At 63.3% G+C, this 18,689-nt stretch carries 19 protein-coding genes and 1 pseudogene; 6 read left to right on the forward strand and 14 right to left on the reverse strand.

Features of this window, described 5'->3' with window-relative positions:
* Positions 1-1,041 precede the first annotated feature (1,041 nt).
* Entirely contained in the window at positions 1,042-1,482 is a 441-nt protein-coding gene (locus OXR00_RS05855) for a recombinase family protein (RefSeq protein WP_276592954.1), read from the reverse strand.
* Between the two features lie 655 nt (positions 1,483-2,137).
* Here OXR00_RS05855 and OXR00_RS05860 point away from each other — a divergent pair.
* Positions 2,138-2,848: pseudogene (locus OXR00_RS05860) on the forward strand (IS5 family transposase); the annotation flags it as partial.
* Between the two features lie 18 nt (positions 2,849-2,866).
* Here the strand turns inward: OXR00_RS05860 and OXR00_RS05865 are convergent.
* Genes OXR00_RS05865 through OXR00_RS05880 form a run of 4 tightly spaced genes read right to left on the reverse strand, consistent with a single transcriptional unit; the run spans position 2,867 to position 6,505 of the window.
* The gene (locus OXR00_RS05865) at positions 2,867-3,517 is read right to left on the reverse strand and encodes a TadE/TadG family type IV pilus assembly protein (RefSeq protein WP_267387165.1); all 651 of its coding nucleotides are present in this window, start codon (positions 3,515-3,517) and stop codon (positions 2,867-2,869) included.
* Positions 3,514-4,098, reverse strand: a complete 585-nt coding sequence (locus OXR00_RS05870; RefSeq protein WP_267387166.1) for a TadE/TadG family type IV pilus assembly protein — start codon at positions 4,096-4,098, stop codon at positions 3,514-3,516. Before OXR00_RS05870 ends, OXR00_RS05865 begins: the two co-directional genes overlap by 4 nt.
* Positions 4,099-4,106: 8 nt before the next feature.
* Positions 4,107-6,149, reverse strand: a complete 2,043-nt coding sequence (locus OXR00_RS05875) for a vWA domain-containing protein (RefSeq protein WP_267387167.1) — start codon at positions 6,147-6,149, stop codon at positions 4,107-4,109.
* A complete protein-coding gene (locus OXR00_RS05880) occupies positions 6,149-6,505 on the reverse strand; it encodes a hypothetical protein (RefSeq protein ID WP_267387168.1) in 357 nt (118 codons plus the stop codon). The genes OXR00_RS05875 and OXR00_RS05880 overlap by 1 nt, the downstream gene beginning before the upstream one ends.
* Between OXR00_RS05880 and OXR00_RS05885 the strand changes: the two genes are divergently transcribed.
* Entirely contained in the window at positions 6,488-6,940 is a 453-nt protein-coding gene (locus OXR00_RS05885; RefSeq protein WP_267387169.1) for a DDE-type integrase/transposase/recombinase, read from the forward strand. The two genes, OXR00_RS05880 and OXR00_RS05885, sit on opposite strands and share 18 nt — an antisense overlap.
* Before the next feature lie 146 nt (positions 6,941-7,086).
* On the opposite strand, the gene OXR00_RS05890 is transcribed toward OXR00_RS05885, so the two are convergent.
* Together OXR00_RS05890 and OXR00_RS19645 are read right to left on the reverse strand one after the other, a co-directional pair.
* On the reverse strand, positions 7,087-7,344 hold the full coding sequence (locus OXR00_RS05890; protein WP_267387171.1) for a hypothetical protein: 258 nt from the start codon (positions 7,342-7,344) through the stop codon (positions 7,087-7,089).
* Positions 7,345-7,360: 16 nt separating this feature from the next.
* Positions 7,361-7,768, reverse strand: a complete 408-nt coding sequence (locus OXR00_RS19645) for a response regulator (protein WP_346731984.1) — start codon at positions 7,766-7,768, stop codon at positions 7,361-7,363.
* A gap of 78 nt (positions 7,769-7,846) precedes the next feature.
* Here OXR00_RS19645 and OXR00_RS05900 point away from each other — a divergent pair, with 78 nt between their 5' ends.
* Positions 7,847-8,038 carry a hypothetical protein gene (locus OXR00_RS05900; RefSeq protein WP_267387173.1) on the forward strand — a complete coding sequence of 64 codons (192 nt, stop codon included), beginning with the start codon at positions 7,847-7,849 and terminating at the stop codon, positions 8,036-8,038.
* Positions 8,039-8,343: 305 nt separating this feature from the next.
* Here the strand turns inward: OXR00_RS05900 and dld are convergent, their stop codons facing one another.
* On the reverse strand, positions 8,344-10,023 hold the full coding sequence (gene dld / locus OXR00_RS05905) for a D-lactate dehydrogenase (RefSeq protein WP_267387175.1): 1,680 nt from the start codon (positions 10,021-10,023) through the stop codon (positions 8,344-8,346).
* Positions 10,020-10,406, reverse strand: coding sequence for a DUF5605 domain-containing protein (locus OXR00_RS05910; protein WP_267387177.1), 387 nt, complete (start codon positions 10,404-10,406; stop codon positions 10,020-10,022). The genes dld and OXR00_RS05910 overlap by 4 nt, the downstream gene beginning before the upstream one ends.
* 307 nt (positions 10,407-10,713) lie before the next feature.
* On the opposite strand from OXR00_RS05910, the gene OXR00_RS05915 reads away from it, so the two are divergent.
* Entirely contained in the window at positions 10,714-11,115 is a 402-nt protein-coding gene (locus OXR00_RS05915; protein WP_267387179.1) for a hypothetical protein, read from the forward strand.
* Positions 11,094-11,300, forward strand: coding sequence for a hypothetical protein (locus tag OXR00_RS05920; protein WP_267387181.1), 207 nt, complete (start codon positions 11,094-11,096; stop codon positions 11,298-11,300). Before OXR00_RS05915 ends, OXR00_RS05920 begins: the two co-directional genes overlap by 22 nt.
* Positions 11,301-11,590: 290 nt before the next feature.
* Here OXR00_RS05920 and OXR00_RS05925 read toward each other — a convergent pair whose 3' ends face one another.
* The 5 genes from OXR00_RS05925 to OXR00_RS05945 all read right to left on the reverse strand — a co-directional run bounded on the left by OXR00_RS05925 (position 11,591) and on the right by OXR00_RS05945 (position 15,995).
* Complete coding sequence (locus OXR00_RS05925; RefSeq protein WP_242151329.1) at positions 11,591-12,037, reverse strand: DMT family transporter; 447 nt, start codon at positions 12,035-12,037, stop codon at positions 11,591-11,593.
* 13 nt (positions 12,038-12,050) lie between these two features.
* A complete protein-coding gene (locus OXR00_RS05930; protein ID WP_267387185.1) occupies positions 12,051-13,301 on the reverse strand; it encodes an arsenic transporter in 1,251 nt (416 codons plus the stop codon).
* A complete protein-coding gene (locus OXR00_RS05935) occupies positions 13,298-14,419 on the reverse strand; it encodes a metallophosphoesterase (protein ID WP_267387187.1) in 1,122 nt (373 codons plus the stop codon). The genes OXR00_RS05930 and OXR00_RS05935 overlap by 4 nt, the downstream gene beginning before the upstream one ends.
* Entirely contained in the window at positions 14,416-15,708 is a 1,293-nt protein-coding gene (locus OXR00_RS05940) for an MFS transporter (RefSeq protein WP_267387189.1), read from the reverse strand. Before OXR00_RS05940 ends, OXR00_RS05935 begins: the two co-directional genes overlap by 4 nt.
* A 137-nt stretch (positions 15,709-15,845) precedes the next feature.
* Entirely contained in the window at positions 15,846-15,995 is a 150-nt protein-coding gene (locus OXR00_RS05945; protein WP_267387191.1) for a hypothetical protein, read from the reverse strand.
* A gap of 294 nt (positions 15,996-16,289) precedes the next feature.
* Between OXR00_RS05945 and OXR00_RS05950 the strand changes: the two genes are divergently transcribed.
* A complete protein-coding gene (locus OXR00_RS05950; protein WP_267387193.1) occupies positions 16,290-18,689 on the forward strand; it encodes a TonB-dependent receptor in 2,400 nt (799 codons plus the stop codon).

Genomic DNA, 18,689 nt, shown 5'->3' on the forward strand with positions numbered 1-18,689 from the left:
GCCTGAGCACCCTGCTGCCCTCTGGACGGAAGCAGACGACGCCTCCACCGCGCGACGGAAAGGTTGCAGGTTGACATATAGCGGCACGCGGTCGTCACTCGCACCATCATGGACGGCGCCCTCCGACGGAGGCGCCGTCTGCCTAGTCATGATGCAGTCGGTTTCGTGTTGGCAGGCTCGGCCCAGTTCCGACCGTTCTCTACCAGTTTCCCGATGTGCGCCTTCGGCCGTCCGTTCATGTCGCTGCTCCTGCCGCCGATTGGCCTAGCGCGCATCGTGCCGCCACCCGCTCGGGAAGGACCGCATGAACCCGACAATCACCGCATTTGCGCAACTACTCAGCCGCGGCCGAGGACTGGCGCGGAATATGGCTGTGAGGTGGGCGTTTGAAAAAATGGGCCAGCCCTATAACGTACGTCTCCTCTCTTTTGCAGCGATGAAGCAGCCGGCACATTGCGCGGCAGCCGTTCGGGCATATCCCGACGTACAAGGACGACTCGCTCGCGTTGTTTGGGTCGGCTGCTATCGTGTTGCATATCGCCCGGCGCCATCGAGGACTTATGCCTCAGAATGGGAAGCCAGAGCACGGGCGATCGCATAGATGTTCGCTGCCAAGAGCACGGTGGAGCCACCGATCGTCGAACGCAGCATGGCGTTGCTGCTCGAGGCAGATCGGCCTTGGCATACTGAGCGCCTCGCAATGCTAGATGAGCGATTGAGGGCAAGGCTTAGCGATCTCTCCCGCTGGTCTTCTCACCGTGACTGGCTCGAGGACGAGTTCAGTGCAGCCGACATCGTGATGGTGACGGTTCACCGCGATGCTCCGCACCAAGTGCCCGGGCGATCGCGGCGGACGCGCAGTCAATCTCGATGCCGCTGTCTCGTACCCGGACTTGCGTAACGAGGGCAGCGAGGCGCTGCCGGCCACGACTGTTTAGCTCGGCATGCAGATCGCCGCGTCGCGCTATGATCACCGGCACCTCGGCAAGCTGTAAGTGCGGCCATTCGGCCGAGGTGAGCGCGATCCCATCCTCAAACAACTTAGCGAGACGTGTCCCGACGGCGGTCTCCATTTAGATCGCTGGCAGCCGCATGCCGGCGGTACCCGGCGTGGTCTGGAGATCGCGGCTGGACATAGTAGCGGTAGCGCACCTTGGCCTTGCATGCATCAGACGCGATCAACGGCTCACCGCTCGCGTCGACGATCCATCCGGCCAGCAGGCTGTGATGCTCGGCGCGTGGACCGCGCTTGCCGCCCCGTACATGCCCGGCGAGCAACGCCTGCGCCTTGTCCCAGACTTCACGTTCGATGATTGGCTGGTGCAAGCGTTTGTAGACCTGCCCCTTGTGATGCACCTTGCCGATGTAGATCGCGCATTTGAGCAGCAGATGGATTTGGCCACGGCTGAACGGACCACCGCCATAGCCGGTGCCCGAGCCAATGCGGATCCGGCGTGGCGAAACAGTGTCGTCCCGTGTCAGCGCCTTCTACCAGCCGAACATTGCCGAGCACGAGGTAGCGCTGGAACACCTTGCGGATGATCGCGGGATACCGCATTTTGCTCCGCTGAGATCGCTAGTGTCCCCTCACCTCAATCTTGTTGTCGACGCGAGATCAGCGATTACGTCGTGAAGTCGTCGGAGCTCGCTCAGCTGCTTGGAGAGATCAGATCAACCCGTAGTCTGGCGCTGTTTCTATGATGCGGGCTGGGAAAGACGCGTGGCAGCGTTGAACGACCGGAAGTGGGCGCTTCCAGCCCGATCGCTTTTCGTCCCCACACCCCCCCGGTGAGCTTTGGACGCAATGAAAGCGTTCGGTCGGCTGAAAGTCGCGGTCTGGTGGAAAGCGGGCATTAGAGTATGCTATCGCGTGAACGCCAGGCGCTGGTACTCAGCCAATCCTTATCCGCATCCTCTCGGCCGCGGGGCCGCAGGACAATGTAAAGTCTTCGCGCACGTTGACGCGGAAGACCTCGAAGTCATTCATGTATGTTGATCCGAATACCGTTATCTGTTCGGGAAATGGACCTGGGCTCAGGACCTATTAAATTGCTTGCGGGGACGTTGATCGGTTGATGCAGTGGTGGCGCAAGGAGACGTTACCATGAGAGATATCATCTGATTGTCGGAGGCGCAGATGCGCCACATCAAGCCGTATTTTCCGTTATCGCACGGGGTGCTCGGGTTGATGATCGTCGGATTATTGGCGTGATCATCTTCGTAATCAGGAACGGTCTGCGCTGGTGGGACGCTCCTGCCGCGTAAGGACCGCCGAAGACGATCTACAATCGGGTCATACGTTGAAGCAGGTTTGGTATGTTCAACAAGATCCTTGCAGCGGAAGGCGGCAAGCCTGACCAGTTGATAATCGATGCCCCTTATCTCAAGGCGCACCAGACGGCTGAAGGCCTTTTAGAAAAGGGTTTGTTCCCCGACGTATTGGACGCACCAAGGGCGGCCTGAACTCAAAGCTACATGCCGTCTGCGATGGCAAGGGGAAGGCCGCTCGTCATGCTGCTGAGCGAAGGTCAGATGAGCGACTACAAGGGTGCCGCCCTCATGCTCGACGCCTTGCCCCCGCGCCAAGGCACTGCTCGGGGACAAAGGCTATGACGCCGACTGGTTTTGCGCCGCGCTGGCCCAGCGCAAGATCACTGCTTGCATTCCCTCAAAAGCCAACCCGAAAATGCCGATTCAGCACGACGCAGCGCTCTATCAGCAGCGCCACGCAATTGAAGACGTGTTCGGAAGGCTCAAGGATTGGCGGCGCATCCAAACGCGTTATGATCGCTGCTCGCATACCTTCATGTCCGCCATCTGCATCGCCGCAACTGTCATCTTCTGGCTCAATCAACGAGTCCTGACCCTAACACGCCGACGGCTGAACACCATTCACTGGGTTTATGCCGGGATCGGAAGTGTCGCGATTATCACGAACCATCATCGCGGCAACCTCGTGCATCAACGCCGAAGGTGCGATGCGAGCGGAGATGATAGGTTGATATTGATAGGCGATCTCCACAAACATGGCTGGCGCGTCGGCTACCGCGACAATCTTGGCGTCTGAAGGGCCCATTCCCTTTACGCTTGAATTGCCCTTACCATCACCCTGCCTGCCGTAGCTCGACGGATAAACGAGCGCTCCGTAGCAACGTTGCCAATGGAGATATTGCCCATGCGGTTGGCCGTCGTCGACCTCCAGACTAGTCAGTATGATTCGACCGTTGTGCGCTAGATCGAGCGATCCGCCTTGGAGGTTTGCGCCTGTAAAAAGATCATTGATCTGCTTTTCGTCGATCTGCGTCTGGACCGAGGTCAAGGTGCCGATCCGAGCGGCGTTGTCGGAAACCTGAAGCGCGAGTTGACTGATCTGTTGTCGAACGAGAACATAATTGGCGAACTCGAAGGCCCAAAGCGTCGCGATGATCAGGAATGGGAGACAGAGCGCAAATTCTAACAGCGCCAATCCGCGCGTCTCCCGACGAAGCTTGCGAAAGAGACGTACGGGCGCACTCACGAGCATGTCCCGGTCGGCGGTTCGGCTTGCTGATCGTTGGGCTGGTTGCGGATCAGTGTCTTAGCGGTCAGGACAGTCTGCGGTGATCCAGCAAGGAGGCTGGTCAACCCGAGCCGGCTGTAACTGGCTGTTGCAACGAGCAGGACGACGTCTCGGGCGCTGCCTCGCCCACTGACGGACCCGTCCTGATCCCAGCTCCCGTTACGATTGCTGTCTACGAACGCCTCGCCATGGTCGCATCGCCCGTCGTGGTCGGCATCGTTATACTCTTCCGCCGGACTGGCAGCGTTGCTGTAATCATGATAGCTTTTCGCAACCAGTTCGACCTTGGCACTCGGCATGATCTGGTGAACCGCGGTCGCCACGGTGGCGTTGATCGCGTTCATCTGCGTCGACGAGCTCGCGCTTTCCAGGCTAATATCGCGAGCCGCCTTCTGAAGCGATCCGACAAGCGCCGATCGCACATATATCGTATGCCCGATCTCTAGGCCGCCGAGCAGCATGAGGACCAACACGGGCGCGATGATGGCGAATTCGATCAGCGTCGAGCCGCGATTGGACTTGGCAAGATTGGTTAACATGGGACGGCTCATTTGGTCAGCCGCAACTGTGCGATCTTCGCAGCAATTTCGGCGAAGGTGTCGTTGAGTTGCTGACTATTATTTGCCTGGAAAGCGCGGCCTTGAGACGCACAATTTTTGAGCAGCGGCGTCAGGTCGGTGCCGAACGCGATCACCCAGACAGTTATCCCCTTCTTATTCTTGGCAATCGTGCAATAGCGCGTCAGCCGATCCTCGACGATCGAGTTCTGGTCGCTGTCGCTCGGCAGAGATGAGGGATCGGTTCGTCGCCGGTCGAGCGCAGACAGCCCATACGCATCGTAATCTTGGATATGCGATTCGGTGTCGCCATCGGTCATGAAGATGATGTTGCGCGCGATCGAACTTCCGTCGGGCGCCGAGGTGTTCTCGCTGCCAAACAACCCTTCCTTTGAAATCAGTCTCAGGCCCCACAAAAAGCCGATGTCGTGATAGGTATCCCCGCGCGTCAGCAATGCGTTCAGATAGGATTGCAGCGCCGAGGACGTAAGCCCGGCCTCCTTGCTCTGCAGTTTTCGGGCAGGGCTGGGACAGGCGGCGCGGTTGTAAGGATAGCTTGAAAGCTGCGTATAACCGGCCGTCGTGTTCACGTCTGCGGTGTTGAAGCCAGTCGGCGGGGTCGCGGTGTAGTTCGTGACTTGGCGCGCAAAGAGGAGCGCGGGCAGAAACGGGGCCCATTGGGTTTCCGGCTTGGACGTATCGGGCGTGCTGTCGACGTCCATGTCCCAAGCGGTGCCGGTTTCTCCCGGCCGTAACGTCTTGCGCTCCTCGATACAGGCACTCGCGGCAACCCAGGACACCTTCTGGTCGCTGCCCGTGGCATTGCTGCCGGAAGGCGCATTAACGTTCGCCATCGATACGTTGCTGGCGCCTGCCATCAGTCCACTCGTGGCGGCACCCTTGAACGCGCTGACGTCGTAGCTGACGGGTTTGTACCAGAAGTAGTTCCGGGTCGTGTAGGTCGGCTGGCCAGCATTCGGATTGTTGCTGACGGTCTGCGTCTGGCTCTGCTGCGTGCTGGGATAGCTGTTCTTGGTGATCACGCACTGCCCGCTGGAATTGACGGTGGCCGAATATGTGTCGCCTCCGTACGTGCGATAATTGGTGCGCGAGCGCGGGACTGCGCTTGCGGAAGGGTTCCAAGGCGTGCTGGAGGAGTTCGTGGTCGCCGCCGTGTTTGCCGGCGCAGAGCAATTTTCGGGGTCGCCATAACTCGTCGTGGTGGTCGGTGTGATCGCTGGCGTCCATGCCGAGCTTGTTGTGACGGTGTTCCCTTGCGTCCCAGTCTGATCCTGCTGCTGCCGATCGAACTGGCGCGACTGATAGGTCCAATTGTTCACGATCCATTCGCGCTTGAGCAGCAACCCCACATTGACGGTGTTCGAATAGGGTACGAAGCCGTAACGCACCTGCGTACCGGAGATCTTGGCCTGCTCGAGCGTGTTGTAGAAGTTTAACACCGCATTGCGCAGCCCGGTGATCTTGTTGTCGGAATCGCCCGGATTGGTGTCGGTCATCGATCCGGTGGTATCGAGCACGAACATCACATCGGTGTTAGGCAATTGAAGTTGCGCGTCACAGGTACTGCCGAGCGTAATCTGCTTGAAGCCAAATATTTGCATCAAGGCCATCGGCACCGTGGTCGTCGCCGTCCCGTGTACGACCACATTCGCATCGACGGTTGGCTGCGGAAATTGGGTGTTCATCGAGCCGTACCGGCCCGGCGAGAAGTTCGCGTTAAAATAGGCTAGCGCGGTCGGGTACGTCGTGGGGAGGACATTCGTGCCCTGCATCGATTTGCGATACGCCAGCACCCCCGCGTCGCAGCCCTGCTGCATCCGCGTTTTTACGAGGTAGATACGGCTGAGGTCGAGCGCGCCACCGCCCATACCTAGCAGTAGCAACAGACCGAGCGCTGACAGGACCAGAACGTTTCCACGCTCGTCATTCCTCAGCCGCTTCAGCCATACGACCACTCGCCTCATCGCTTTCCCCCTGTCGACGAAGCACGCCTCATAAAGACGGCCGTTCATCACCGGATGGATAATACTTCATTATTCTTAAGAATTGATGCAGCGTGGCTTTGTCTGCACTTCAGACCAATGTGGCAGGTAGCGACCGGGGTAATACCCAGCACGTATGAGCCGCAGATCCCGAGCCAAACCGCCCTCCGTTCCATTGCTTTAACTCGTCGCCCGAGGTGATCCGCTTCATGGTGATGATATACATACGTTTTCCATTGTCGCTGCGGAACGCCGAGGACCTGCTTGTCGAACGCGGCATCGATATGAGCCACGAGACAGTGCGGCAGTGATGGAACAGGTTCGGGCCAATATTCGCCGGCGATATGCACCAGCAGCGCATCTCGCGCATGCGGGGCTTCCGCCATTGGCGCTGGCACCTGGACGAGATGTACGTGAAGCTGCCCGGCGAGATGGTGTACCTGTGGCGTGCCGTCGATCACGAAGGTGAGATCCTCGAGAGCTACAGCACAAGGAGCCGTGACAAGGACGCCGCGCTGCGCTTTATTAAGAAAGCGCTGAAGCGTCACGGCTTGCCAGAGGCGATTACCACCGACGGTCTGCGCTCCTACCGCGCCGCGATGAACGAGCTTGGCAACGCCGAGAAGCAGGAGATCGGCCGCCGGGCGATCAACCGTGTGGAGAACAGCCACCTGCCTTTTCGACGACGAGAGCGCGCGATGCTCAGGTTCAGGCGCATAAAGACGTTACAGAAGTTTCCCTCCGTCCACGCCAACGTTCACAACCACTTCAACCTGGAACGCCATCTTTTCAAGCGCCAGATCTTCAAGGAACGCCGCTAGGCCGCACTGGCTGAGTGGCAGCGGGTCATGGCCTGAGGAACCGCCGCCGCAGCAGCAGCATCCTGTAGAAACGAGTTCGCATTAGATTGACAGCGCCTGGCGGCACTATCGTCGGAGTAGAAGTTCAGATTGGCGGGAAACTTCGTCTAGGCCGTAAGCGTCTCCGCGCTATCGTCGGCTTCGAACGTGAGACCGATCGCGGGGTGCTTCACCAGCGCGGCCGACAGTCGGGCCGCTGCGACCAACGCCTGACCGCGATCGACCCCGCGGCCCTCGATTGCGGTAAAGCCGAGCGACCGCGGCGTCCAGGCGGCATAGGCATCGGCGCGAGCAACGGTCTGGACCGTGGACGTCGACCCCGCCAATCGGCTCACGTCCGCCGAGGTGATGATTGAAAATCGCATATGAGGATCCTCGCACTCAGGCGGCATGCCGGAAGGCACGCTCGTCGGCAGCGGCCGGCTCGAACGAGATGGCGTGTGTCAGCGGAGAGGCGACAACCACCGGCAGGTTCATCAGCACCCCGTCAGGGTCGATCAACTCGCGGCCGACCGGATGGAAGCGCCAGCCCGCGAAGCGTCGCCAGCTGCGCGCTGATGGCGCTGCTGGCTCTCTTACCACGCCGCGCCGCAGCACGGAGCGAATGCGCGCAAGCAGTTCACGTGGATTGGTCGGTTTGGCGATGTAATCGTCGGCACCGAGTTCAAGGCCAACGATCCGGATATCTTGGCCGATCACGGACAGGATGATGACTGGTGGACTTGAGGACCGGTCGAGCGCGCGCAGGATGGCGAGGCCGTCTTCGCCGGGCATCATGACGTCGAGCACGATGAGCGCATAGCGTTAACGCTCGAGGGCGCTGCGCATCTCGCCGCCACTGGCACTTCGGGGCCGATTAAGTGAAGCTTGCCCAACCCGATCATTGGCGATGTGACGCAAACCGCGCACGAGATCGACGCCGCCGCACCGGTGCTGGCCAATTCGGTGCCGGATGCCGCCGATACGCGGGTGATCGCGCGGTATGCGGATCCGGGCGGCTGGCTGGACAAAAAGCCGGCGATCGTGACCCGCTCCGTCGGCGAAGGGAGCATCACCTAACATCGACGCCTGGTTCGATCCTGCCGCCATGCACGTGCTGGCCGGGCAGATGGTGGACGAGGCGGCCTCACCACGCCCCTGCCCGTCGCCAGCCCGACATCGAGGTGAGCGCACGCGCCGGGGCGGGACGTTGCGTGCTGGTCATCATCAATCACGGCGCCGCGGCACAGCCGGTTTCACTCCCGTCCGGCGCGCGGCTGGTGGTCGGCGCCGTACCGGGCGGAACCTTGCCGGCACACGGGGTCGCCGTCGCCGAGGTGCCACGACACGCCGGCTGCCGTTAGCGCGGCAAAGCGGTGCGCGGCCTACCGCCAGTGCGCCCGCTTCGACACCTTCCCGACGCCGGGGTTGAAGCTGTTGGTCGGGTCGAGCGCGCGGTAGTGATCGGTGAGCGCGGGCTTGGCGTTATAGAGATGGCCGACATTGTGTTCGGCCGGATATTCCGCGCCGCGCGCGTCCAGCAGCGTCCACATCGCGTGTTCGATTGCGAGCGGGTCATGCCCGGCGCGGATCACGTAGTCCTGATGGAAGACGTGGCAGAAGAAGTGGCCGTAGTAGAATTTGTGGGCGATCGCCGCCTCCAGTTCAGCGGGCAACGTCTCGAACCACGCGGCATCGTTGCGGCGCAGCGCGATGTCGAGCGCGACGATATCCGCGACCTCGCGCGCATGCACCGTACGGTAGCGCACAGCGGCGCCCGCTGCGGCGAAGCGGTGCGTGAAGGCGGCATCGCCCTCTTGCCTCGTGCAACGGAAGAACGCGCCCTCACCCGCGCCTAGCGCCTGCGCGAGCAGCGCTTCGGTCGCGTCCGCATCGGCAGCGGCTACGCGCAACATCAGGTGATGCTCGAAACGGTCCCGATAGTCGGTCAGCCGCTTGGGCAGGTGGCTCGGGCCAAAGCGTGTGATAGCCTGCAAGGCCTTGTCCGCGACGTTGCGCAGGCCGAGCCGGCGGAACCAGCCGTCGACGCGATCCTTCCACTGGTACAACGCCGGCAGGCGTGCGGTGCCGAGGTGCCGGATCGCGAGGAACGTGTCGCGGCCATAGCGCTCGGTCAGCACGAAGGCGTCGCGGTGGATGTACTCGCCCGCGATCGGCAGCGGCAGGTCGCCGCCGAGCATCTCGCGCCGCAAGCGGGTAAGATCGGCGGTGTCGTTCGAACCAACGTAGAAGACGGTCGTGCCAGCCTCCTTCGTGAACGTATCAAGCCGCACCGCGAACAACACGACGTGGCCAGCCGATCCCGACGCTTCGAACAGCCGCTTGGGATCGGCGTTGAAGCGCGCCGGGGTGTCGGCATCGACGTCGCGGACGTGGGTCGCGTAATCGTGATCGGACGCGCGCGCACCGGTGTCGCGCACCTCCGCCTCGGTGAAGCCGCCGCGCTCCAACCGCGCGAGGATTTCCTCCGGCGTCGTGCCGAGTTCAATGCCGAGGTGATTGACCAGTTCCAGCCGGCCCTCAGCATCGACCCGCGCGTACAGCGCCAATTCGGTGAAAGCCGGGCCACGCCGCACCAGCGCGCCGCCCGAGTTGTTGCACACGCCGCCTAGCACCGAGGCCCCGATGCAGGACGATCCGATCACCGAATGCGGCTCACGTCCGAGCGGCGCCAGCGTCTTCTGCAGCACGTCGAGCGTGGCGCCCGGCAGGCACACCACCTGTGCGCCGCCCTGTACCAGATGCACGCCGGAGATCCGAAGCGTTGAGACGATCACAACCAGGCGGTCGTATTCGTCTCCGTCCGGGGTCGATCCGCCGGTAAGGCCGGTATTGCTTGCCTGCGGGATCAATATCGCGCCCGCAACGACCACTGCCTGTGCCACACGCCACAATTCGATCAGCGATGCCGGTCGCACTACCGCTGTGACCGGCCCGCTGCCGAAGCGGTAGCCTGTACGGAAGCGGTGCGTCTCCGCCGCGCCGGTCAGCACATGCTGCGCGCCGACCGCCGCCCGCAGTGCGGCAAGCAAGCCAGCGCTCACACCCGCACCAGCCGCACCGTCAGCCAAGGCTTGCCCGGCAGCGCCAGCGTCGGCCGGACCGGATCGTGGACATCGTAATCGTTCATCTGCGCCATCGTGAAAGTGCCTGCCGGCGTGATCGTCATGTTCCAGGTATCAATGATGTCGGCACGATAGCTGTGCAAGGCCCCGGCGCCCTTGCCCGGCAGCACCACCGCCCACTCCGCCGGCGCTCCCGCCCCGAAATAGCGCAGGTAATAGGCCTGATCCCTGCCGGCGAGGCGGTAGCCCCACCAGGTCTGGATCGGATCGAGGCCGGGCGCCGGACCGTTCTCCAGAATGCCACGCAAGAAGGCCAGCCGGGGCGCGCTGTGCCCGCGCAGCACACCGCCTGCCCCAGCCATGATCCATCGGCGTTGCGATCCCGCGCGAAGGTTTCTCTATGGCCGACATAGGTGCCGCCGATCGTGCCCCACCAGAACCGCTCCACCATAGCCTCGGCCGAAAGGTTGCCCCACCGCTTAGCGATGTCGCCCTCGTAGCAGATTTCGTCGAAGATCACCGGCTTGCCCGTCATCGCGCGGCGCAGTCCGGTGCGGCCGTCGTCGAGCACGGCATGGCCGTTCTGCACGCTGGCAGGCGTGATCCACGGCTTGCGATGATCGTAATAGATCTTGATTTGGTGGATCGAGCGCAGTCGATCGTTCGAGCATGCACGAAAGTGCGCACTGGCTGAAAGCGCAGGCGGCTGAAAAGACGGTCGCCGCCAAGCACCGCGTTCGAGTACGCGATCTCTTCCAGCCGCGCTACATCGGCGGGATGGCGTTCCTCGTCGGCATGTACCTGTTCTGGAACCTGTGGGCCGGTACCAACGGCTTCTTCTTTCCCTACATCCTGCGCACGGTCGGAAGTCAGACGCAGGCCATGTCGGTGACGCTGCAGATGCTGAGCTTCGGCACCGGCATGCTATCGATCGCGTTCATCTTCATGCCGCTGTCGGATCGCGTGAACCAGCGCGCGCTGTTCGCTGCCTCTGCGCTCATCCAGATCGTCGGCATGGCGCTGCTCGCAATTTTCCACTCAAACTTCCGGTGGCGATCGTCCACGTGCTGATGATGGCGATCGGGCAAGGCTTCGGCGCGCAATGCTTCTTCCAATTGTGGAGTTCGGAACTGTTCCCAACCTTGCTGCGCAGCACCGCGCAGGGCGTGATGTTCGCCGTGGTTCGCATGACGCTCGGCTTCTGGTCGTTCTTCGTGCCTATGTTGACCTCAACGGGATTCCACACACTCGCGTGAATTTTGACAGGGTTCCTCGCTGTCAGCAGTTTCGTTGGGACGACTTGGGCACCTCGCAACGAGGGCAAGTCACTGGCCGATCTCGAAGCTAAGTTAGGTTAGTAGCTTTGATAGTTAGCAAAGCGAGCGCAATGAAGCCGATGCAGCGTCACCTTTGCAACGAATTCGTGAATATGCCTGTAGACGCCATCACGCGCCGTGCGCACGGCGTAGCAGCCGGTGAACCCGAGGCCGAGCAGGAAGCCAGCCAGCAACAGCCGCCACTCCCCTTCACTGACCGCTCGACGCTATCAGAACTTCGCGATCAACGTGACGCCGCCGATCATCAGCGCGCCGCCGAGCGCGCGTTGCCAGTTCATTGAATGCTGCTCCATGCGGAGAAGCCCGAAATGATCGATAGCGAGACTGGCGAGGATGTTCGCGGTGATGGTGACGCCGTTCACCGGCCCGGCGCCGAGCTTCTGGATCAGCAGGAAGCCGGCGAACACCGCCACCGCGCCAACGATGCCGCCGAGCGGCGCCCACCATGGCATCGACATGACGTCGCCGACGCTGGGCAGCGGTCGTGGCATGCAGGCGAATAGCGTCACGGTCGCGAACATCACCAGCATGAACGACACCGAGGTCGCCAGCCACGGGTTGTGCAACGACTTGTTGAGCTGGCCACCCATCGCGGCGCCCACCGCCTGCAACATGCCGGCGACGAAGATGAAGGGAAAAGCCCAGGCAGCATTCATTGCGTGTGTCCTATCAACCGAGAAGGAGGCGGGTGCCGAGTGCGGCGATCAACGCCAGCGGCATTGCCACCGCGCCGACCTTGAGGAAGGCCAGGAAGCCGACATCCTCGCCTTCCCGGCGGATCGCGGTCAGCCACAGGATGGTGGCGAGCGAGCCGGTGACCGACAGGTTGGGACCAAGGTCGACGCCGATCAGCAGCGCGTCGGTGACCAGCCGGGGCGGCTGCGCCTGCGCGACTGCGGTGCTGGCCATCAGGCCCGCCGGCAGGTTGTTCATCGCGTTGGAGGCGAACGCCAGGACCGTGCCTGAGGCGGCTGCGGTGCGGGCTGGATCATGTGCGCCGCTGCGGATTGCATCGGCCACCATCCGGATGACGCCGGTCCGGTCGAGCGCCTCGACCAGTACGAACAGCCCGGCGACCAGCGGCAGCACCCCCCAGGAGATGCTACGCGCCAGTTCGACCGGCGACCTGCGGGCGAGCGCGGACACGCCCAGCGCGGTGACGATGCCGGCGAGCGCGGTCGGCAGGCCGAGTTGCTGGTCGAGCGCCGACATGGTGACGAGTAACGCCGCGGTCAGCAGGATGCACGCGAACGCGACCTTGCCGCCGGTCGACAGGGCTGCGCGCTCGACATCGCAGTCGCAGGCGCCGGCGATCCGCTCGCGCTCGATCCAACGCAGCACGACGAAGGTCACGCCGATGGACGCCAGCGAGGGCAAGGCGAACGAACCGAGCCACTGGCCGAGCGGCGGCATCTTGCCGCCATACAGCACCAGGTTGGCGGGGTTGGAGATCGGCAGCACGAAGCTCGCTGCGTTGGCAATCAGCGCGCAGGCGAAGAGCAACGGCAGCGGCTCAGCCTTGGACTTCTTCGCGGCGGCGAACACGGCGGGGGTGAGCACCACGGCCGTCGCGTCGTTGGACATGAAGGTCGTGACGACCACGCCCGCGCCATAGACGAGCAGGAACAGCCGCGGCCGCGACTGGTCCGCCGCATTGACCGCCGCCGCCGCCACCCAGTCGAACACGCCGTGCTCGCGCGCCGTCTCGCTGAGCAGCATCATGCCGGTCAGGAACAGATAAACGTCGAGCCCCTTCGCCACCGCCGACCCGGCTGGCCCCGGCGGCATCAGCCCGGTGACGACGAGCAGCACCGCGCCTGCGATCGCCCAGATCCATTCAGGCCAACGCATCGGCCGGATGATGACCCCTGCGGTCGCTGCCGCGCAGATCGCCCAGGTGGCACCGATTGCCGGGCTCATGGCTTCTTCCCGTTCTTGTTGGGGCCGAGCTGGGTGCCAAGGATGCCACGCTCGGGCCAAGCGCCAACCGTATGGATATCGAGGCCCGGCGCGACCTGCAGCGTACGATGCGGGATATTGTCCTCCGGACGGACGAGCAGCGAAATCGTATCCTGGTCGTCGCCGGCGGTGACCGTCACCGCGTGCAGGCCGGGCGCGAGCGACAGCGTCGCGCGCCACAGCACGCCATCGGTGTCGGCGGTCATCGGCTGGGGTGCCCCGCCCGCCGTGATCATCACCACCGTGTCGGCATCGCCGCCGAACAGCTTGGCGACGACCGCCACCTCGCCCGGCCGTGGCACCTGTCGGGGGTCGGCGGGCCGGGTGACCAGACGAAGGTCGGCGGGCGCGACGATCTGGACGAACGGCCAGCCGCCGCCGATTGGCTTGAACCGCCAGCTCGGCACCCGGTTGTGCACCGTCACGATCGTGTAGCCGGGGCGGCCGCCATCTTCCTCGATCTGCGCGGTCGACCGGGTCGCGCCGTAGACGACGCGACCGTCGTTCAGCAGCTCGTTGTAATGGGTGTGGCCGGTGTCGACAAAGGCGACGCGCGCATCGGCAAAGGTACGCGCTACGGCGTCGCCGTCCGCGGCGAGGTCGCCGGGATAGGCGTGCATGAACACCAACGGCACCTGCCCTTCCGCCTCGGCGCGCGCCAGTTCCTCCAGCAACCGGTTCCAGTGATGCATCGTCAGCCGGAAATCGGGGCCGCCTGCGCCCGCCGAGATCATATCGAGGAAGACGCAGCGATGCCCCGCGATCACCTCGACCTCGGGCCGGTTGATGGCGGGAAAAGCGGTCTCGTAGGTGTCGAGGTTGCCAAGCTCGAAATCGTGGTCACCCGGGATGACGCGATAGGGGCGCCGCAACGGCGCCAGCGCGTTGGTAATCGCGCGATACTGCTCGGGCGTGGCATGATTGGCGTTGTCGCCGGGCAGGAACACGAAGTCCGCGGCATCGCCGATCCTTTCGTTTACCTCGCCGACGATCGCCATCAGCCGCTCGCGCGCCAGCCAGCCGTCCGCCTCGTCCATGTGCAGGTCACCGATGTGTACCCAGCTGATCGTCGCGCTCATGCTCCGGCCTTTTCGTCGCCCGTCCCACCTGCACAGGCGGGGCGTAGCGTTCCGGCAAAGCCGATCCACAAGGCGAGGCTCGCCAGCGCAAAGCTGCCCAAAACGTAGAACGCGACCTGATAGCCCAGCACCTGAGCCAGCCAGCCGCCGATCGCCGGCGAAAGGCTCGCGCCCAGTCCCTGCACCGTCATCACCGCGCCCTGGCCGACGTTCACCCGGCCGGTACCGTTCAGCAGGCAAGCGACGAGGCCTGGAACCGCAACGCTCTGCAGTCCCGCGCCGATGCCGTCGAGCGCCTGGACCGGCCACACGCCCCAATGTTCGATGAAGGTGCCGGCGAGAAACCCGCGCAGCGGCAGCGCCGCGAACGAGATCAGGAGAACCAGCCAATATCCTCGTCCCGCCGCAACCTTCATCGCGATCAGGCTGGTGACGATCATCACCGCCTGCGCGACCACGACGGTGGTGGCGGTGAACAGCGCGGCGTTGCCCTTGCCGGCGCCGACCACCGCCAGTCCGTAAAGTGGCAGCATCGCGCCATTGCCGAGGTGAAAACAGGCAAGCGCAGCGGCGAGGATCAGCATCGGCTTGTTGCGCAGTAGCGCCTTGAACCCTTCGGCCTGGCCGGCGTCCTGCTCGTCGTCGCCCTGTTGACCTTCCAGCCCGCGCGCGGCGCGATGGTCGATCGCCTTCTCCGGGATCGACAGGACCGAGATGATCGCGAGCACCCCAAAGGCCGCAGCCAGAAAGAAGATCGCCGGCATCCCGAACTTCCAGCCGAGATACCCCGACAGCCCCGCACCGATCATATTGCCGGCATGGTTCCACGCCTGGTTGCGGCCATTCTGCGCGTTGAAGCCTTTCTGGCGAACGATGCCCAGCGTCATGCCGGTCACCGCCGGGCCGATCGCCGCACCGGCGATGGCGGTGGCGACCTGACTGACGGTGACGACGATGCCCGACTGCGACCACAGGATCAGGAACGAGGCGAGTACCGTGCAGATGCCGGTAACGACGACGACCCACCGCTTCCTTTGGGTATGGTCGATGAAGGCGCCGGCCGGCACGGTCATCACCATGCCGGCAACGCCGCCCGCCGTCATCACCGTGCCGATAGGCCCCGACGTCCAGCCACGCTGCTGCAGGAAGACGCCGAGGAACGGCCCGATGCCTGCCTGCATGTCCGCCATGAAGAAGTTCAGCGCCTGGAGCGATCGGGTGGCACGCCGCGTCTCGCTAGATCGTGCGCCGGCAGAGTCACGTGTAGCCGACATCGCGCTCGTCGCCATGAGCATCGTTCCTATCTCTTGGCACAAGCGGCCGAACAGCCGCTTCATGCGCCGCAACAAAGTGTAAAGCGCCTCGGCATCCCCTAGGCGCTGCGGTTCAACACCTTCTGAACCGGATTGTTCAGCTACGGTTTAGGTTACGCTTCAAGGAGCGGCTGCATCGCCATGTTCGGCACCGCCTCGCCGGGTGCAGCCTGCACGAGTACAGGCGATTGTGAAAGCTGGGCGCTGACGATGTGATGGAATGCGGGATGGCTCAATACAGCCGCCTCAAACGAGAAAGCCATGCATGCGACGCCCCACGTCCCTCATTGTCGTTTAGGGTCTCTCGTCTCGCGACACGGCCGACGTTCTTAAAAGACAGGATGTTTGGACATCAGGACTCTCGAAGCCCGTAAGCCGGTATAAAAGATCAAGCGACTTGCGCGCTGGCCGCGGCTGCTCGCGCACCGGTTCGGATCGTATCGCGCAACTGCCATCGTTCCGTCGCACCAATGCAGTGATACTGAAACACAGCATCCCTAGGGCCACGCCAGCCGGCAAAAAGATAACGCCAGCCGGGCTGCCCAAGGGGACATCATTTGACGAAACTCATCTCGGCCGGCGCGCTCGCCGCGCTGTCCGTTGCGCTTTGTGCGCCCGTTTTCGCCCATGCCGCGCCACTCGCCGCGCCCGCCGTTGCACCGGCGGCAGAGGGGGTTGCGGATGCCGATACCGTCATCGTCACCGGTACGCGTGATCGCGGCGTGACACAGTTCAACTCTCAATCACCGATTGACGTACTGCCCGCCACCGCGATCGATGCGAGCGTCTCGGGCGATCTCAACGATACGCTCGCGCAGTTGCTGCCCTCCTTCAACGTGCAGCGCCTGCCAGCCGCCGACGGTCAGGCGTTCGTGCGCCCTGCCACGCTGCGCGGGCTGTCCGCGGATCAGACGCTCGTGCTGGTCAACGGCAAACGCTACCACCGCTCCGCGCTGCTCGGGACGCGCGGCGCGCAGGCGCCCGATCTCGCCACCATCCCCGGCCTCGCTATCAAGCGTATCGAAGTGCTGCGCGACGGCGCCTCGGCGCAATACGGGTCCGACGCGATCGCCGGCGTGATCAACATCATTCTCGACGATCAGCCCGGCCTCGACGCGTTTGGCCAGTATTCGCAATATTACAAAGGTGACGGCAAGGAGTATCAGGGAGGCTTTCAAGGTGGCATAGCCCTCGGTGATCGCGGCAGCTTCGTCTTCACCGGCGAGTACGACCACTCTGAAGCGACCTCGCGCACTCGTCAGCGCCCCGACGCGATCGCGTTCCAGGCCGCCAACCCGGCGCTGAAGGTGCCGAATCCGGTGCAGCGCTGGGGCCAGCCCGATCTGGAAAGCATCCGTGGCGGCTACAACACGCACTTCGACGTGTCGGATGCATTCAAGCTTTACAGCTTCGGCACGTTTGGCGAGGGCGAAGGCGTTACCGACTTCAACTGGCGCAATCCGGCCGGCACCGCCTCGGTCTATGGCGCCAGCCCGGCCTTCCCCGGCTTCAATTTCAGCAGCCTGTACCCGACCGGCTTCACGCCGCGCTTCGGCACGACGACCAGCGACATCCAGGCGACCGGCGGCGCGCGCGGCGCACTCGCCGAGGCATTCAGCTATGATCTCAGCGCGTCATACGGCGAGAGCATCATCGACTATACGCTGAACGAAAGCCTTAACGCATCGTTAGGACCGAGTTCGCCGACCGCCTTCTACCTCGGCCGGCTGCGGCAGCGCGAATTCAACCTCAATGCCGATTTCGTGTATCGCCTGCCGGTCGGCGGGCTGGAACCGATCAACGTCGCGTTCGGCGGCGAGCGGCGGCTGGAGCAATATAGCGTCCGCCCCGGGGACCCTGCTTCTTACGCGATTGGTGCCGGTGCGGCAGCCGGGCTCGCGCCAAATTCCAACGGCTTCCCCGGCTTCAGCCCGCTTCAGGCCGGACGGTTCGCCCAAGAAAGTTATGCAGGATACGGCGATCTCGAATGGCAGCCGGTCAAGATGCTCAGCGTCGGCGCGGCGGGCCGGTATGAGAATTTTTCGGCATTCGGCGGCAAATTCACCTACAAGCTGAGCGCTCGGCTGGAGCCGGTTGATGGCATCGCGCTGCGCGGCGGCTATTCGACCGGCTTCCGCGCACCGACACCGGGACAGCTCAACACGTCGAATACCTCGCAGGGTCTCGACACCAAGACGTTGCAGGTGTTCAACAGCGGTCGGCTCGCCACCACCGATCCGATCGCGGTCGCGCTCGGCGCGAAACCCCTCAAGCCCGAAACGTCCGACACGATTACCGCCGGCCTCACCTTCAAGACCGCCTTCGGGTTGACCGGCAGCGTCGACGCTTATCAGATCAGCGTCGATGGCCGCTTCAGCCAGTCCGCCTCGTTCGCGGTACCCGCCGGCGTGCTCAACCCGTTGCGCTTCACCTCGGTCAGCTACTTCACCAACGATTTCGACACGCGCACACGTGGCATCGAAGCGGTGCTGAACTACGCGCAAGCTGTCGGTCCAGGTAAAGCGACCGCGACGATCGCCTACAATTACAACCGCACCAAGGTGACAAGCGGCACATCGGCGGCGATCCCCAACGAGACCCAAAGGATCGTGTTCGAACAACGCCTGCCGCAGCACAACGCCACCGGCTCGATCGGCTACGACATCGGCCCGGTGGGCGTGCTGTTCCGAGGCCGCTATTATGGCGGCTGGACCGACGTGTCGGGCAATGCGACCGGCGACATCTACCAGAAGTTTGGCGGCATCGCGCTTTTCGACGTGTCTGCGAGCTACACGTTTGGCAAGCATTTCACGCTGCGCGCCGGTGCGGAAAACGTGTTCAACCGATATCCGGCGGAGGCAACCAACCAAGCGGTTCGCGGCCTGATCTATTCGCGCAACGCTCCATACGATACTGATGGCGGGCAGTATTATGTTCGAATGGGCATGAAGTTCTGA

The organism is Sphingomonas sp. GC_Shp_3, assembly GCF_026540945.1.
In the GTDB taxonomy this organism is placed as follows: Bacteria; Pseudomonadota; Alphaproteobacteria; order Sphingomonadales; family Sphingomonadaceae; genus Sphingomonas.

Bases quoted from the DNA above. Each gene is read 5' to 3' on its own strand.
- OXR00_RS05870 (WP_267387166.1), bottom strand. From the start codon at position 4,098: ATGTTAACCAATCTTGCCAAGTCCAATCGCGGCTCGACGCTGATCGAA.
- OXR00_RS05875 (WP_267387167.1), bottom strand. From the start codon at position 6,149: ATGAACGGCCGTCTTTATGAGGCGTGCTTCGTCGACAGGGGGAAAGCG.
- OXR00_RS05885 (WP_267387169.1), top strand. From the start codon at position 6,488: ATGCGGGGCTTCCGCCATTGGCGCTGGCACCTGGACGAGATGTACGTG.
- OXR00_RS05880 (WP_267387168.1), bottom strand. From the start codon at position 6,505: ATGGCGGAAGCCCCGCATGCGCGAGATGCGCTGCTGGTGCATATCGCC.
- OXR00_RS05890 (WP_267387171.1), bottom strand. From the start codon at position 7,344: ATGCGATTTTCAATCATCACCTCGGCGGACGTGAGCCGATTGGCGGGG.
- OXR00_RS05910 (WP_267387177.1), bottom strand. From the start codon at position 10,406: ATGGCTGGGGCAGGCGGTGTGCTGCGCGGGCACAGCGCGCCCCGGCTG.
- OXR00_RS05915 (WP_267387179.1), top strand. From the start codon at position 10,714: ATGCACGAAAGTGCGCACTGGCTGAAAGCGCAGGCGGCTGAAAAGACG.
- OXR00_RS05925 (WP_242151329.1), bottom strand. From the start codon at position 12,037: ATGAATGCTGCCTGGGCTTTTCCCTTCATCTTCGTCGCCGGCATGTTG.
- OXR00_RS05930 (WP_267387185.1), bottom strand. From the start codon at position 13,301: ATGAGCCCGGCAATCGGTGCCACCTGGGCGATCTGCGCGGCAGCGACC.
- OXR00_RS05935 (WP_267387187.1), bottom strand. From the start codon at position 14,419: ATGAGCGCGACGATCAGCTGGGTACACATCGGTGACCTGCACATGGAC.
- OXR00_RS05940 (WP_267387189.1), bottom strand. From the start codon at position 15,708: ATGGCGACGAGCGCGATGTCGGCTACACGTGACTCTGCCGGCGCACGA.
- OXR00_RS05945 (WP_267387191.1), bottom strand. From the start codon at position 15,995: ATGGCTTTCTCGTTTGAGGCGGCTGTATTGAGCCATCCCGCATTCCAT.